Origin of the sequence: Achromobacter sp. JUb104, assembly GCF_024806975.1 — a bacterium.
GTDB lineage: Bacteria > Pseudomonadota > Gammaproteobacteria > Burkholderiales > Burkholderiaceae_B > Achromobacter > Achromobacter spanius.
Window position 1 is genome coordinate 822007 of sequence record NZ_JANUEY010000002.1, and the last position, 14273, is coordinate 836279.

Genomic DNA, 14273 nt, shown 5'->3' on the forward strand with positions numbered 1-14273 from the left:
CTTACATCAAGGGGACGACTCTACCTAGCGGAGGCCGCGCGCGATATCAGGCGGGCGTCAACGGGTCTTCACGAATCGTGAAGAGCTACCACCGCCCATTTGCCGTCGCGCGCCAGGGTGCGCGACACATCGGCCAGCACCAGCCGGGCGGCCAGCGCCGCGGGCGACAGTTCATCGTCGGACAGGCTGACCAGCAGATTGGGGCGAAACAGGTGGGCGTCTTCAATGCGCGCCATGTGCAACTGCCCGGGCGCGATGCGCGCCGTGGCCGAACTGGGCTGGATGGTGGCCGCGTTGCCCAGTTGCACCACGTCCATCAACAGCGACAAGCCATCAACTTCGGCCACCACGCGCGGCGTCTGCCCCAGTTGCAGGAACGCGTTGTTGACCAGCGCCCGCAGGCCGTGGCGCCCGCTGGGCAGCACCAGCGGCAGGTGTGCGATGTCGGCCAACCGCGTCGTGTCGCCCTCAGGCAGGCCCGGCATGTCGCGCCGCGCGCACAGGAACAGGGGCTCGTCCAACAGCGGCATGATGCTCCAGCGCCGCGCGGATTCGGCCTGGAACACGATGGCCAGGTCCAGCAGGCGACCGTTGAGCATGTCGGCCAGATGGCCCGACAGCGCCTCGACCAGATGCAGCCGGATGTCGGGGTAGCGCTCGTTCATGGCTTGCAGGAACGGCGCACCCAGAATGGCGGCGGTGGTGGACGACAAGCCCACGCTGACATGGCCGGCCAGCCGTGCCTGCTGCGCGGCCTGCACGGCGTCATCGGCATGGCGCAGCGCCAGTTGGGCCTGCCGAAAAAACGCCAACCCCGCGTCCGTGGGCACCACGCCGCTGGCGCTGCGTTGCAGCAGCCGAGTGGACAGTTCGCCTTCCAGCCGGCTGATCTGCTGGCTGAGCGCCGACGTGACCATGCCGATGGACGTGGCCGCGCGGCCGATGCTGCCCGCTTCGACCACGCGCACGAAATAACGCAGTTGGCGCAGTTCCATGCCTAGGCGGGAATGGTCAGGCCCCGCGCCACGGCCGGACGGGCAACAAACGCTTCCAGCACGCGGGCCACGTTCTTGAACCGCGAGAACTCGACCAGGTCGCCGGCGTCGTAGAAGCCCACCAGGTTACGCACCCACGGCAGGATGGCGATGTCGGCCACGGTGTATTCGTCGCCCATGACCCAGTCGCGGCCTTCCAGGCGCTGGTCCAGTACGGCCAGCAGGCGCTTGGATTCCGCTACATAGCGTTCCAGCGGGCGCTTGTCTTCATAGTCCTTGCCGGCAAATTTATGGAAGAAGCCCAGTTGGCCAAACATGGGGCCGATGCCGCCCATCTGGAACATGACCCATTGCAGCGTCTCGTAGCGCCCGGCCGTGTCCGTCGGGATGAACTGGCCGGTCTTGCTGGCCAGATAGATCAGGATGGCGCCGGACTCGAACAGCGCCAGCGGCTTGCCGTCCGGGCCATTGGGGTCAAGGATGGCCGGAATCTTGTTGTTCGGGCTCAGCGACAGGAACTCGGGCGAAAACTGGTCCTGCTTGTCGAAAGCGACCCGGTGGGCCTCGTAGGGCAGGCCGATTTCTTCCAGCAGTATCGACACCTTCACGCCATTGGGCGTGGGCAGCGAATACAACTGGATGCGGTCGGGATGCTGGGCGGGCCACTTCTTGGTGATGGCGAACGAGTCTAGGGCGGTCATGCGGGGGTTCTCCAGGGGAGGCGGAAGTCGTGACGGGTTATTGCGCCGACAATCCTAGCGCAAATGCCCGAAACGCCGCTGAAATACCCGCTTGCCGACCCGGCTGAACAGGGCCTGTCGGCTTGGCTCCCAGCGCTGACAGAAAAATAGGGGTTCGTGACACAATTCGGCTCGCCCAAATCCATCCGCAGACGCCGCCCCGCAGCCCCCATGACATTCCCGATGCAGCACCCGTTTACCCCGCTATTGCTGGCCGCCGCCGCGCTGCTGATTCCGTCCGGCGCCCAGGCCGACGTCGCGGCGTCAAGCGCCACCCCGCCCCCCGGCATGGCCCAATACGGCGTGGGCCCGCATGGCCAGAGCCTGACGCTGACCTTGCTGAACAGCCACGACAGCGCGCCCGCGCCCAACACGCCGTATCGCTTGTTCCTGACGGGCAAGCAGGAATCCATCCGCGACACCCCCAGCCAGGACGGCATCCTGCACGGCACCACCGATGCCGAAGGCCGCACCGCCTGGGTGTGGACGGACAAGGCGTTCCAGCCCGAAGATTTCACGCTGATCCGCCGCGTGGGCGACGGCCCCTGGGGCCACTTTTTCCAACTGCACTCCAGCGGCAACGACAAGGAAGCCGTGCCGGCCTGGCCCTACATCCTGACCATGCACCAGCGCTGGGGCGAACAATGGGTAGACCTGGGCTACACAACCCGCCAAGGCGCCACGGCCTATTTCAGCCACAACGTGCCGGCAGCCTCCCTGTCCCTGTCCATCGATGCGCCCGTCACCGACAACCGGGCGTGCTTTGACGAGCTGGACGCCATCAACCGCAAGTTCAGCCAGAACGATGCCGCCGGCGCGCAGCAGTTGATCCAGACCATGCAATGCGCCGATACGCCGAGCCAACGACTGGATCTGGCTCAGCTGCTGCTGATGGTCGGCCGGCAGGACGACGCGCGCCACTGGTTGATGCGGTCACGCGAATGGCGCTTTCCGGAATCGTTCGCGCCCATCGAAACCCCGCTGCTGCGCGACCGCCTCGGCCTGGAACGGCTGCTGGGCATGCCCGACCTGGCGCTGGCCGACGCGCAGACGCTGCAACGTCGGCAGACCAAGCCCGGCCGCCCCCCTCGGGCAAGCGACACGGATTGGCCCAACGATATTGCCTATTACCTGGCGGACTTTCCCGACTACCTGCCGCAAGCCGAAGAGGAAGCGCGCCGGTCCATCCGCCTGTGGGGGCCCAACCCCTACAACCAGGGCACGCTGGGCTGGATCCTTAGCCTGCGAGGCGACACCAAGGAAGGCCTGCGCCTGATGCGCGCGTCGTACCGCGAGATATCGCGCAACGAAGAAATCGTGGCCGACTTCGGCTTGGCGTTATGGCGCAGCGGCCAGCCGGAACAGGCGGCGCGCCTGTGGGACGAGGCCCAGGCGCAATGCGTATGGGGCCGCCGCCTGTACGCCGCGATGCGCGAGGCACAGTACGACCACCCCTATTTCCAGCCAGCGGATTCCGACGCGGTGCAGGCGTATCGGCAACGCTGCGACGGGCCTCGGATAAAACGCAAGACCGTGGCTATTGGCGCGGCGTTGCCGCCCGCCCCAGCCGGGTGACGTTGCGTTCTACCCGACGTTGCGCTTCACCTGACGCCGCGTTTTACTTTTCGTCCTTCATCTTCACGTCGCTGGCCGTGTCGGCCTTCAAGCCACTGGTGTTGATCTTGCCGGGCGGCGGCGCGTCGATCTCGTCCAGATTGGCGGCGGCGGCGGCAGGCGCGGCCACGTCGTCCAGGTTGACGGCATCAGCCACGGGGGCCGTGGGCGCGGCGGGCTTGACCTTGGGCGGCGCCTTCGGGCGCGGTTTGGCCGGCACTCGCGGCTTGGCCACTTCAAGCGGGCGCGTGTACAGATTGCCGTCCTGGTAGACCAGCATGTAAGGCTTGCCGACAGCAGGCTTTACCGTTTGGCGGGCCGTCCACTGGCCGTTGGCCACCTGGAACGACAGCGGGCCTTCGCAACTGCGATAGCTGTTCTGCCACTTGGACGATTGCACGCCAGACACGCGGTACACGTGATAGACGTGATTGCAGCCGAGTTCCGGCACATCCAGCGTGATCAGCGTCGCGCCCGGCACTTCGGACACATTCGCCACCATCATGGACGCGCCCTTGACCTCAAGCTCCATGACCTTCTTCTGGCCATACAGCTTGATGTCGTACGAATCGTTGTAGTAACGGCGCAGCGCCGCGCGCTCGCCATTGACGGTGAAAACCTGCTGTTCCTTGGCCAATACTTCGCCGAAATCCAGGCCCATCTTGCCCGAGCCGGTACTGACGCAACCGCTCAACGCCATCAAGGCGGAAAGGGACACTATTGCGCGAAATGCACGGCTGCCATCGGACCCACTTGCCGCCTTTGCCGTAACCCATCCGATGAAAGCTGAAGACACTTCATAACCCCTTGATATTGTTGCGTTTTACCTTGAATAGGAATATTCAAAATATACGTATCATTTAATGTCAAATGATTCGCAATGTTATACTGTAAACCAAAGCGAACAGGGGCAAGGCGAAAAGCATGAAGAAGGTTTGCGTGGTCGCGGCAATTGCCGCTAGCGTCGGCAGCTTGCCGGCGCACGCCGAGGCGTATCGCCTGGCATATTCCAAAGCGGAAAACATCGAGATATTCATCGACCACGCCACCGGTTCGCCGTGGTGCGGACCGCACCTGGATCTACGCGCCGTATACGGCGCCGCCCCCGACGCCGCCGCGCTCGGCCGCTTGCTGCCCAAGATCGGCGTGCTGCTCGGCAAACAGTGCCCCCAAGCCGTTGACCTGCGCTGGACCAGCGTCACCAACGCCGGCGCGCGTGTCGCGGACGGCACCAGCACCAAAGCCGCGGGCTGGGCAATGCAGGTTGCTGCTCCCGCCGCAGCACCGGCTGCTGCACCTGCTGCAACCGCTGCTCCTGCAACACCCGCTACACCCGCAGCAGCCGCAGCGCCAGCTGCCGCCATCGCCGCAGCGCCCGCCGCGACGCAAGCGACGGCGCCGGTCCCCGCTGCTGCTGCGCCGCAATCCGCTCAAGTAGCAACACCTACTCCCACAGCCGCAGCACCGGCCGCCGTCGAGCCGGCCGCCCCCGCCGTGGCGGCAGCACCCGTTGCCCCGCCCCCTGTCGCCGCTCCGGCTACTGCCGCACCTGCCGCTGCACCTGCTGCTGTGCCTGCCGCTGCACCTGCTGTTGTGCCTGCCGCCACACCTGCCGCCGCGCCTGCCGCGGTGCAGGCCGCAGCCCCAGCTCCCGCCCCCGCCGTGCAGACCGCCTTCGCCGTCAACGGCTGGACGCCGCCCTCGCCCGGCGCCGTCATGGCCGGCACGCAACGGCTGAAGACCATGCAGGACCAAAACGGCTGCAAGGTCGTATCGACATTCCGCCTGGGCGAAGGCGCCCAATACATCACGCTGAAAACCGATGGCATGTCCTGCGGTCCCGACGGCTACGCCACGGGCAAGGGCCGGCTGCGGCTTGAGCGCTCCGACGGCGCGCGCATCGCGCAAAGCAATGACGTCTGGATGGCGGGCGGCATTCCGTTCACCTCGCCCGTTGCCGCGACCCGCCTGGCGCATGTCGACGACGACGGCTCCCTGTGGTTCCACCTGGACAGCGACCCCGCCAGCCGTTCCCACTACTTGCTGCGTGCCGAACGCATGTCTTATGGCAGCGGCCTGGACGTGTGGCGCTACACCCGCATCGACGTCGTCACCGAAAACGCCGACGTGTTCCGCAACGCCACCGACATCAAGGTAGCCGTGGACGGCGCACTGCGCGTACTCGAGCGCACCGCCATGCCGGACGCCGGCAATGCCCGCATTGTCTTCTCGGACGATTTCGAGCAAGGCGCTGTCGGCGACAAGATCGAGCACCTGCTCTACATGATCACCGCCGACCGCCCGACCGACTGGCGCACCGGCAAGCCCCGGGGCGAGTGGCGCTACAACCTGCAGTACGCCCAGAACTACCTGTTCAAGCGCGACGAAATACTCGCCCGCAAGAAGCGCGAGGAGCGGATGCGCCTGGCCAACCAGGAACGCGACAACCTGCGTCAATATCAAAATCTGGTTGATCAGGCCAAGAGCGACCCCAAGGGCATCCTGGGACGCATGCAGCGCGACGTGCGCTACGACCTGCTGACCGGCGGCGACTACAAGGCCCTGATGGCTGGCCGCAAGGCCGCCGTGCGCATGGTGATCCACGTAGACGACCACCAGGACAACGACGCCGTGGCCGACTGGCCGTACGAGATCCGCCTGACCGGCCAGAAGGCCATGAAGGAAGGCTGGTATCTGGTGCCCGGCGAGCTCACGCTGGACACCAAGCGCCAGGACGACAACGGCCTGCCGCTGACCTTGCTGACGCTGGGCCAAGCCGCGCCCGTCGCTTGCCAGAAGGCGGGCTGCGCCGACCTGAACGACCCCTTGGTCGGCGCCCGCATGATGCTGGGCCTGCCGGACTGGACGCCCGAGAAGGCCCAGGCCGTCATTGACCAAGCGAACCAACCCTAACCGCCAGACGAGCAACCCAATGATCAAACAAAAGAATGGCCTGATCGCAGGCGGTGTCGTCGTGGTGCTGGCCTGCGCATGGTGGGGCTTGGGCGCCTACGCCTCTGGCAAGGCGGAAGACGAAATCGTGGCGCTGCTGGACAAGACGGGCCAGCGCGACATGGTGCGCTGGCAGAGCATTTCGGCGTCGCCCTTCGGGTCCGCCAAACTGAAACAGGTGACGGTCGGCCCGGCGGGCTCGCCCATCGCCCTGATCGACACCGTCAAGATCAGCGGCCTGCGCAACACCAGCGACCGCCGCAGCGGCGACGTCACGATCGAAGGCGCTGCCCTGCCCAACGGCACCAGCGTGCTTAGCCAGACAGACCTGGCCCGCCGCGCCGGCAAGCTGGACCTGCCGCCCGCCAACCTGCGGGTGCGCTGGGACTACCAGCGTGACGACGACAACGCTGAACTGCAATTGACCCTGGAACAACCCGAGGCGCTGAACGCCGAATTGGCATTGAGCCTGGAACGGGTCAACGGCGCGGTGTCCTTGGCGGAAGACCGCGACGCGCTGGTCGGGCTGGCCATGATGGGCATGATGGGCATGGGCCGCATCGACCGCAAGTTGGCGCCCTTGGCGGAACTGCGCATCAAGTCCGGCAGCCTGTCCGTGAAGGACGACGGCTACGTCCAACGCAGCGTGGAACTCTTCAAGCGCTATAACCTCACCGCCGAACCGGGCGAAGGCAACCCGGACAAGCAGCGCGCCAAGCAGTTCGACAAGCTGGTCAGCGACAGCCAAAAGCGTTGCGAGGACCAAAAGTCCCTGGCCGGTTTCGACGACAACGACGACGCCTGCCAAGCTCTTGCCCGCTTCGCCAGCGGAGACAAGCGGACCATTGCCCTGACCCTGAATCCCCGCAACGGCGTGTCGATCGCCGAATTGCTGTCCAGCGCCAACAACCAAAGCAAGGTCTTCGCCCTGCTCGCGCCCACGCTTGAGAACTGAGCGGCGCCTATAATCTTCCGCACACGCTGCGTACGACGCGCTTGCCAAGGCGCAGCCGCGGGAGACTGACATGACACCCTCATTGATTCGTTTGCTTGCCCTGCTGGCAAGCGCCGTGGTGATAAGCGGCTGCACCTCCGGCCCGGGCGGCCCGCCCCACCCCGGCGCCGTCAATCCCTACAGTGAAGGCGGCTTTCACGACGCGGGTCCGAACTATCCGGATACGGGTCGCTAAGACTTTCCTCAATCCGCCCCGCGCCGCCGCCCTTGGCGGTGCGCGAAACGCATAACAGCTTTGTGCGGCGGGTGCATCCCGCCGCAAGCCGGAAATCCTAGACTACCTGCACACAACAGGAGTCAAGGAGAAGGCTTTGCAGCCGCTGTTATCAAACGTGAAAGTGCTGGACCTGAGCCGCATTCTGGCCGGCCCCTGGGCCAGCCAGATCCTGGCCGATCTGGGTGCGGACGTCATCAAGGTCGAGCGGCCGGGCCTGGGCGACGACACCCGCTCCTGGGGGCCTCCGTTCCTGAAGGACGAACAGGGCCAGGACACCAGCGACGGCGCCTACTTCATCGCCACCAACCGTGGCAAACGCTCCATCACGCTGGACCTGCAGACGCCTGAAGGGCAGGCGCTGGTCAAGGACCTGTGCCGTGACGCGGACGTGGTGCTTGAGAACTACAAGGTCGGCACCCTGGCGCGGCTGGGGCTGGACTATGACTCCCTGTCGAAGATCAACCCGCGCCTGGTGTATTGCTCGGTCACGGGCTTTGGGCAGACCGGCCCGCGCGCCGCCGAGCCGGCCTACGATTTCCTGATCCAGGCCATGGGCGGCCTGATGAGCGTAACGGGCGAACGCGATGACAAGCCCGGCGGCGGCCCGCAGAAAGTGGGCGTGCCCATCGTGGACCTCACCACCGGCGTGTACGCCGCGCTGGGCATCGTCGCCGCCTTGCTGCGGCGCTCGCGAACGGGCCAGGGCGAATACATTGACGTCGCCATGCTGGACGTGCAGGTCGGCCTCTTGGCGAACCAGGCCATGAACTTCCTGTTGGGCAACCGCGTGCCGCGCCGCACCGGCACCGCGCACCCGAACATCCAGCCGCAGCGCACCTTCGCCTGCGCCGATGGCGACATCGTCATCGTGGTCGGCAACGACGCGCAGTTCGCCACCCTGTGCCGCGTGCTGGGCAAGCCCGAACTGGCGCAAGACCCCCGCTACGTCAGCAACAGCCAGCGCGTGACCAATCAAGCCACGCTGGACCCGATCCTGGACGCCATCATCGTCGCGCAACCGCGCGCGCACTGGTTGGCGGCACTTAAGGATGCCGGCGTGCCGGCAGGGTCCATCAACACCGTTCCCGAAGTGTTCGACGACCCGCAGGTGGCGCACCGCGCCATGCTGCGCCGCCTGCCGCACCCGGCCGCCGGCACGGTGCCGCAAGTGATGAACCCCTTGCGCTTCGCCACGGCGGATCTGCGGGCGGACCGCGCCCCCCCGCTGCTGGGCCAACACACCGCTGACGTGCTGGCGGAACTGGGCCTCAGCACGGAACAGATCCAGGACTTGCGCCAGCGCAAGATCATTTGAACAAGACGGAGACTCTGGACCATGACCCTGCCTGAAAACCTGACCGGCCCCTACACCGCGCTGGACGTCACCGTGGACAACGGCGTGGCCGTCATCCTGCTGGCCAACCCGCCCGTGAACGCCCTGAGCACCGAGATGATGAACGAGTTGTCCTGGGTGCTGGACCGCATTTCTGAAACCCCCGACGTGCGCGCCGTGGTGCTGTCCGGGCAAGGCAAGACGTTCTGCGCGGGCGCGGACTTGAAGAACCGCGCCGCCACCATCAAGGGCCCGGGAGATCTGCCGCAGCATTCACGCCGCACCCGCGAGTGCTTTCATGCGATCCGTGAATGCGCCAAGCCGGTCGTCGGCGCGATCAACGGCGCGGCGCTGGGCGCGGGTCTGGCCATCGTGGCCTCTTGCGACATCTTGCTGGCCGCGTCCACGGCGGTCGTGGGCCTGCCGGAAATCAACGTCGGCCTGCTGGGAGGCGGACGCCATGGCATGCGCCTGTTCGGCCATTCGCGCCTGCGCAGAATGATGCTGACGGGCTTGCGCGTGGATGGCGACGAGCTCTATCGGCTGGGCATCGTTGAAGCGTCCGTGCCTGCCGAGGCCTTGATGGACCGCGCCCTGGAACTGGCGCACGAGCTCGCGTCCAAGAGCCCCCTGGCCAGCGTGCTGGCCAAGCAGACGCTGAACGCCATCGAAGACATGAGCCTGCGCGACGGCTACCGGTACGAACAGGACATGACCGCCGCCATCGCCAAGACCGAAGACGCCCAGGAAGCGCGCCGCGCCTTCCTGGAAAAGCGCGCGCCCGTGTTCCAGGGCAAATAAGGAGTCGTCATGAACGGAGCATTGGAGGGCGTGAAAGTCCTGGATCTGAGCCGTGTGTTCTCCGGCCCCTGGGCGGCGCAGATGCTGGCGGACTTTGGCGCCGACGTCATCAAGGTGGAACGCCCGGGCCGGGGCGACGACGTGCGGCATCAGGGCTACCCGATGCCCGACCGCAAGGGTGAACCCAGCGCGCAGACCTCTTCATTCGTGGCGATGAACCGTGGCAAGAAATCCCTGACGATCGATATCTCTCGGCCTGAAGGGCAAGCCTTGATCCACCGCTTGGCGCAAGGCGCCGACATCGTGATCGAAAATTTCAAGGCCGGTGACCTGCGCCGCTACGGGCTCGACTACGCATCGCTGTCCGCGATCAACCCCCGGCTGGTGTACTGCTCGATCACCGGCTTCGGCCAGACCGGCCCCTATAGCCACCTGCCCGGCTACGACCCCATCTTCCAGTCCATGAGCGGCTTGATGAGCGTCACCGGCGTGCCCGATGGCGAGCCGGGCGCCGGCCCCGTGAAGGCCGGCTATTCGGTGTCGGACCTGACGGCGGGTTTCTACGCCGTGGCGGCCATCCTGGCGGCGTTGCGCCATCGAGACCAGGTGTCTGGCGTGGGCCAGCATATCGACCTGGCGCTGCTGGATGCGCAGATCGCCGCCATTTCACACATCGGCATGAACTACCTTGCCAGCGGAAAACTGCCCGCGCGCATGGGCTCTTCCTCGCAGATCACCGCGCCGTTTCGCGCCTTTGCCTGCCGCGATGGCCACCTGATGGTGGCCGTGGGCAACGACTCGCAGTTTCGCAGCTTCTGCGCGGTCATCGGCCTGCCGGACTTGGCCGATGACCCGCGCTTTGTCAGCAACCCGCAGCGCGCCGCCGCGCAAGCGGACCTGTCGCGCCTGATCGAGCCGGCCATGCTGGCGCGCACCGTCAGCGAATGGAATGACGCGCTGGCGGCCGCCAACGTGCCTTGCGGCCCGATCTACACGATGGATCAGGTATTCGAAGACCCGCAGGTGCGGCACCGCAAGGTCCTGGGCAGCGTCTTGCATCCCGAACTGGGCGACATGCCCGTCATCAACAACCCGATTCATTTTTCGGCAACGCCGATCGCACCCGGCCTGCCGCCGCCGATGTTGGGCGAACACACGGCGGCGGTGCTGCGCGGTGAACTGGGCCTGTCCGACGACGAGATCGCGCGCCTGCACGCCGAGGGCATCGTATGAGCACCGTTGACCACGCGCTGATCGAAGAGATCCGCGACAGCGCGCGCGACTTTCTTTCGCGCCGTGATCAGCGGCAACGCAAGCGCACGGCAAGCGGGATCGACCGCGACTACTGGCGCGACATAGCCAACGTGGGTTGGCTGGGCATGAGCGTGCCCGAGTCTCTGGGCGGGCTGGGCCTGGGTTGGCACGCGATGGCGGCGGTGATGGAGGAAGCCGGACGCGCGCAATTGCCCGAGCCGCTGGTGGGCGCCGGCGTGCTTGCCGCCACGCTGCTGGCGCACATCGACGCCATGCCAGGGTCGGCGTTGCGCGACACCCTGCTGCAAGACCTGTGCAGCGGTGCGCGCATCATCGGCGTGGCTTGGCAAGAAACCGAAGGCCAGTTGGAAGCCGGCGAAGCCGCGGGCGTCTTCGGCGTCAGCGTCACGGCGCGCGAAGGCACATACGTGCTGAACGGCGAAAAGCGCCACGTCATTCCCGGCGATGGCGTGGACGGCTGGCTGGTAACGGCGGACGGCGAACAGGGCACCGCGCTGTTCTACCTGGAAGCCGGCACGCCCGGCCTGACCCTGCAAGCGCATGCGCGCGCCGACGGCACCCCCGCTTGCCACCTGAGCATCGAAGCCGCCGTGGTGCCCGCGCAAGCCTTGCTTGCCCGCCACGATGTGTTGGACGCCGTTGACGCTGCGCTGGACTACGGCCGGCTGATGCAGTCGGCCGAAATGATCGGCCTGGCGCGGCAAGTGCTGGCCGATACGGTCGCCTATCTGAATACGCGCCATCAGTTCGGCAAGCCGCTGTCATCATTTCAGGCCTTGCAGCACCGCTTGGTGGACGCCGTCATGCAAGTGGAGCTGGCGGCCAATAGTTTGCAAGATGCACTGAACACGCTGTGCGACACGCCGGCCGCGATGACGCAGCCGCCTGATGCCACCACGCGCAAGATCGTGGCCAGCCGGGTCAAGGCACGCGCGGCGCGCGCCAGCCTGGAAGCGTCACGCCTGGCCATTCAGCTACACGGCGCCATCGGCTACACCGAGGAATGCGACGTCAGCCTGTACTTTCGCAACGCGCTGCATCTGTCCGCCTGGCTGGGCAATGCCACCGCCCATCGGCAACGCTATGGCGCGCTGGCCGAAGACCCGTCGCCCTCTTCCGATGACGCGCCTGTGCAGGATGACTCCCACGCGGAATTTCCCCGCGAGGCAGACTGGAACGCCATGCCGGAAGACGACTTCCGCGCCCTCTTGCGCCGCTTCTTCCGCGCGCGTTATCCCGCTCACTTGCGCCATGTGCCGTGGCGCCTGCATTGGGACGAGATCAAGAACTGGTACTACATCTTGTCGCGCCAAGGGTGGATTGCCCCGTCGTGGCCGCGGGAACACGGGGGCATGGCGCTGTCACCCGCGCGGCAGATCGCCTTCATCGAAGAAGCTGAACGCTACGGCGTGGCGCGCGCGCCCGACCAGGGGCTGGTAATGCTGGGCCCCATCCTTATCCGTTACGGCACCGACGAGCAGCGGGCACGCTTCCTGCCGGGCATTCTGTCGGGCGAAGCCGTCTGGGCGCAGGGCTATTCAGAGCCCGACGCCGGGTCGGACCTGGCGGCCTTGCGCTGCGAGGCGGTGATCGATGGCGACGACCTTGTCGTCACAGGGCAGAAGACATGGTCCACGCTGGCGCAGGACGCCACCCACATGTTCATGCTGGTGCGCACCGACAAGACCGTCAAAAAGCAGGCGGGCATCAGCTTCCTGCTGGTTGACCTGGCCAGCCCCGGCGTCAGCCGACGCCCCATCCGGACGCTGTCCGGCCACGAGGAATTTTGCGAAGTGTTCTTTGACCAGGTGCGTGTGCCGCGCGCGAACCTGGTGGGCGAACTGAATGCCGGTTGGGGCATCGCCAAGGCGCTGTTGGGCTTTGAACGGCTGTTCTCGGGCAGCCCCAAGCATGCCAGCCATGCGCTGCAACAGATCTTCAGCGTGGCACGGCAACGCGGCCTGCTGACCGACCCCGCGTTCACCGACCGGCTGGCCGAGCTGCGGCTGGACACCGCCGACCTGACGGCCATGTACCGCGTGTTCGCCGACATGGCGCGGGCCGGGCGCCCGCTGCCGCCGGAACTTTCCTTGCTGAAAATCTGGGCCACCGAAACCCATGAACGGCTGGGCGCGCTGCTGATCCAGATTGCCGAGGAATACGGCGGCGTGGAAATGCGGCTGGGTTATGGCCATGGCGGCGTCCACGCGCTGGCGCCCTATGTCAACGCGCTGGCCGCCACCATCTTCAGCGGCACCAACGAGATTCAACGCAACATCTACGCCAAACAGGTCCTGGGTCTGGACGGCGCATAACAACAGCGCGCCTACGCTTGGGCGCCATCAGGAGAGAGACAATGAAAAGAGCACCCGCACTGACGGTGGCTGCGGTATTGCTGGGCGCGGCGCTTGCGCCCATGGCGCAGGCCGCGCAACCCTGGCCCAGCCAGCCCATCCGGCTGATCGTGCCGTATCCGCCTGGCGGCTCGGTGGACAACCTGGCGCGGCTGCTGGCGCCGGCGCTGGGCCAACGATTGGGCCAGACCATCGTGATCGAGAACAAGGCGGGCGCCAGCGGCACCATCGGCGTGGACGCCACGGTGCGGGCCACGCCGGACGGCAACACCTTCGGCTTTGGCGTGCCGGGCGCCATCACCGGCCTGCCGCACGTCATGAAGGTGCCTTACGACGTCGGCAGCATCCAGTACGTGTCGTTGGTGGCCCGTATTCCGCAGGTGATCATGGTGAACCCTTCCCTGCCCGACAAGACGCTGGCGGCCTTCGTCAGCAGCGCCAAGCAGCACCCGGGCAAGTACAACTACGGCTCCGCCGGCAACGTCACCACCCCACATCTGGGCGGCGAACTGCTGAAGCAGCAGACGGGCATCGACATCATGCATGTGCCCTACAAGGGCGCCGCCCCCGCCGTCACGGCCCTGCTGTCCAACGAGGTGCAGATGTTTCCCGGCGATGCGTCGGCGGCCCTGGGCTTCATCAAGGCGGGCAAGCTGCGCGCCCTGGCGGTTGCCAGCCCCGAGCGCTTCGAAGGCCTGCCGGACGTGCCCACCACGCGCGAAGCGGGCTTTCCCGGCGTGATCGTGGAATCCAACTACGGCATCATCGCGCCCACGGGCACGCCCAAGGACATCGTGGACAAGATGGCGGACGCCATCGCCAAATCATTGGCAGACCCGACGTTGCGGCAAAAGATGATCGACCAGGGCGCCATGCCGGCCGCCACCACGCCGGACCAGTACCGCGCGCTAATGGAATCGGAATCCAAGAAATGGGGCGATGTGATCCGGCGCGGCAAGCTGGGCGTGGAATGACCC

General features: G+C 66.3%; 12 protein-coding genes. 9 read left to right on the plus strand and 3 right to left on the minus strand.

Annotated elements, in window-relative coordinates; genetic code table 11:
- Nucleotides 1–68 precede the first annotated feature (68 nt).
- Together M2361_RS15635 and M2361_RS15640 are read right to left on the minus strand one after the other, a co-directional pair.
- The gene (locus M2361_RS15635; protein WP_259250411.1) at nt 69–995 is read right to left on the minus strand and encodes a LysR family transcriptional regulator; all 927 of its coding nucleotides are present in this window, start codon (nt 993–995) and stop codon (nt 69–71) included.
- A gap of 2 nt (nt 996–997) precedes the next feature.
- Entirely contained in the window at nt 998–1696 is a 699-nt protein-coding gene (locus M2361_RS15640) for a glutathione S-transferase N-terminal domain-containing protein (protein WP_259250413.1), read from the minus strand.
- 210 nt (nt 1697–1906) lie between these two features.
- Between M2361_RS15640 and M2361_RS15645 the strand changes: the two genes are divergently transcribed.
- Nucleotides 1907–3310 carry a tetratricopeptide repeat protein gene (locus M2361_RS15645; RefSeq protein WP_259250414.1) on the plus strand — a complete coding sequence of 468 codons (1404 nt, stop codon included), beginning with the start codon at nt 1907–1909 and terminating at the stop codon, nt 3308–3310.
- Between the two features lie 43 nt (nt 3311–3353).
- Here M2361_RS15645 and M2361_RS15650 read toward each other — a convergent pair whose 3' ends face one another.
- The gene (locus M2361_RS15650) at nt 3354–4067 is read right to left on the minus strand and encodes a hypothetical protein (RefSeq protein ID WP_259250416.1); all 714 of its coding nucleotides are present in this window, start codon (nt 4065–4067) and stop codon (nt 3354–3356) included.
- A gap of 206 nt (nt 4068–4273) precedes the next feature.
- Between M2361_RS15650 and M2361_RS15655 the strand changes: the two genes are divergently transcribed.
- The 8 genes from M2361_RS15655 to M2361_RS15690 all read left to right on the plus strand — a co-directional run bounded on the left by M2361_RS15655 (nt 4274) and on the right by M2361_RS15690 (nt 14270).
- Entirely contained in the window at nt 4274–6262 is a 1989-nt protein-coding gene (locus tag M2361_RS15655) for a hypothetical protein (RefSeq protein WP_259250418.1), read from the plus strand.
- 19 nt (nt 6263–6281) lie between these two features.
- Nucleotides 6282–7256, plus strand: coding sequence for a YdgA family protein (locus M2361_RS15660; protein WP_259250420.1), 975 nt, complete (start codon nt 6282–6284; stop codon nt 7254–7256).
- A 70-nt stretch (nt 7257–7326) separates the two neighbouring features.
- Nucleotides 7327–7491: a hypothetical protein gene (locus M2361_RS15665; RefSeq protein WP_167400968.1), complete on the plus strand. Its 165-nt coding sequence runs from the start codon at nt 7327–7329 to the stop codon at nt 7489–7491.
- Nucleotides 7492–7627: 136 nt separating this feature from the next.
- Complete coding sequence (locus tag M2361_RS15670) at nt 7628–8848, plus strand: CaiB/BaiF CoA-transferase family protein (RefSeq protein WP_259250424.1); 1221 nt, start codon at nt 7628–7630, stop codon at nt 8846–8848.
- 21 nt (nt 8849–8869) lie between these two features.
- Nucleotides 8870–9667: an enoyl-CoA hydratase/isomerase family protein gene (locus M2361_RS15675; protein WP_259250426.1), complete on the plus strand. Its 798-nt coding sequence runs from the start codon at nt 8870–8872 to the stop codon at nt 9665–9667.
- 9 nt (nt 9668–9676) lie between these two features.
- The gene (locus M2361_RS15680) at nt 9677–10900 is read left to right on the plus strand and encodes a CaiB/BaiF CoA-transferase family protein (RefSeq protein WP_259250428.1); all 1224 of its coding nucleotides are present in this window, start codon (nt 9677–9679) and stop codon (nt 10898–10900) included.
- Nucleotides 10897–13257: an acyl-CoA dehydrogenase gene (locus tag M2361_RS15685; RefSeq protein ID WP_259250429.1), complete on the plus strand. Its 2361-nt coding sequence runs from the start codon at nt 10897–10899 to the stop codon at nt 13255–13257. The genes M2361_RS15680 and M2361_RS15685 overlap by 4 nt, the downstream gene beginning before the upstream one ends.
- Nucleotides 13258–13298: 41 nt before the next feature.
- Nucleotides 13299–14270: a tripartite tricarboxylate transporter substrate binding protein gene (locus tag M2361_RS15690; RefSeq protein WP_259250432.1), complete on the plus strand. Its 972-nt coding sequence runs from the start codon at nt 13299–13301 to the stop codon at nt 14268–14270.
- Nucleotides 14271–14273 lie beyond the last annotated feature (3 nt).

Coding starts and splice junctions, on each gene's coding strand:
- M2361_RS15685 (WP_259250429.1), top strand. CDS start 10,897: ATGAGCACCGTTGACCACGCGCTGATCGAAGAGATCCGCGACAGCGCG.
- M2361_RS15640 (WP_259250413.1), bottom strand. CDS start 1,696: ATGACCGCCCTAGACTCGTTCGCCATCACCAAGAAGTGGCCCGCCCAG.
- M2361_RS15655 (WP_259250418.1), top strand. CDS start 4,274: ATGAAGAAGGTTTGCGTGGTCGCGGCAATTGCCGCTAGCGTCGGCAGC.
- M2361_RS15635 (WP_259250411.1), bottom strand. CDS start 995: ATGGAACTGCGCCAACTGCGTTATTTCGTGCGCGTGGTCGAAGCGGGC.
- M2361_RS15665 (WP_167400968.1), top strand. CDS start 7,327: ATGACACCCTCATTGATTCGTTTGCTTGCCCTGCTGGCAAGCGCCGTG.
- M2361_RS15660 (WP_259250420.1), top strand. CDS start 6,282: ATGATCAAACAAAAGAATGGCCTGATCGCAGGCGGTGTCGTCGTGGTG.
- M2361_RS15675 (WP_259250426.1), top strand. CDS start 8,870: ATGACCCTGCCTGAAAACCTGACCGGCCCCTACACCGCGCTGGACGTC.
- M2361_RS15690 (WP_259250432.1), top strand. CDS start 13,299: ATGAAAAGAGCACCCGCACTGACGGTGGCTGCGGTATTGCTGGGCGCG.
- M2361_RS15680 (WP_259250428.1), top strand. CDS start 9,677: ATGAACGGAGCATTGGAGGGCGTGAAAGTCCTGGATCTGAGCCGTGTG.
- M2361_RS15645 (WP_259250414.1), top strand. CDS start 1,907: ATGACATTCCCGATGCAGCACCCGTTTACCCCGCTATTGCTGGCCGCC.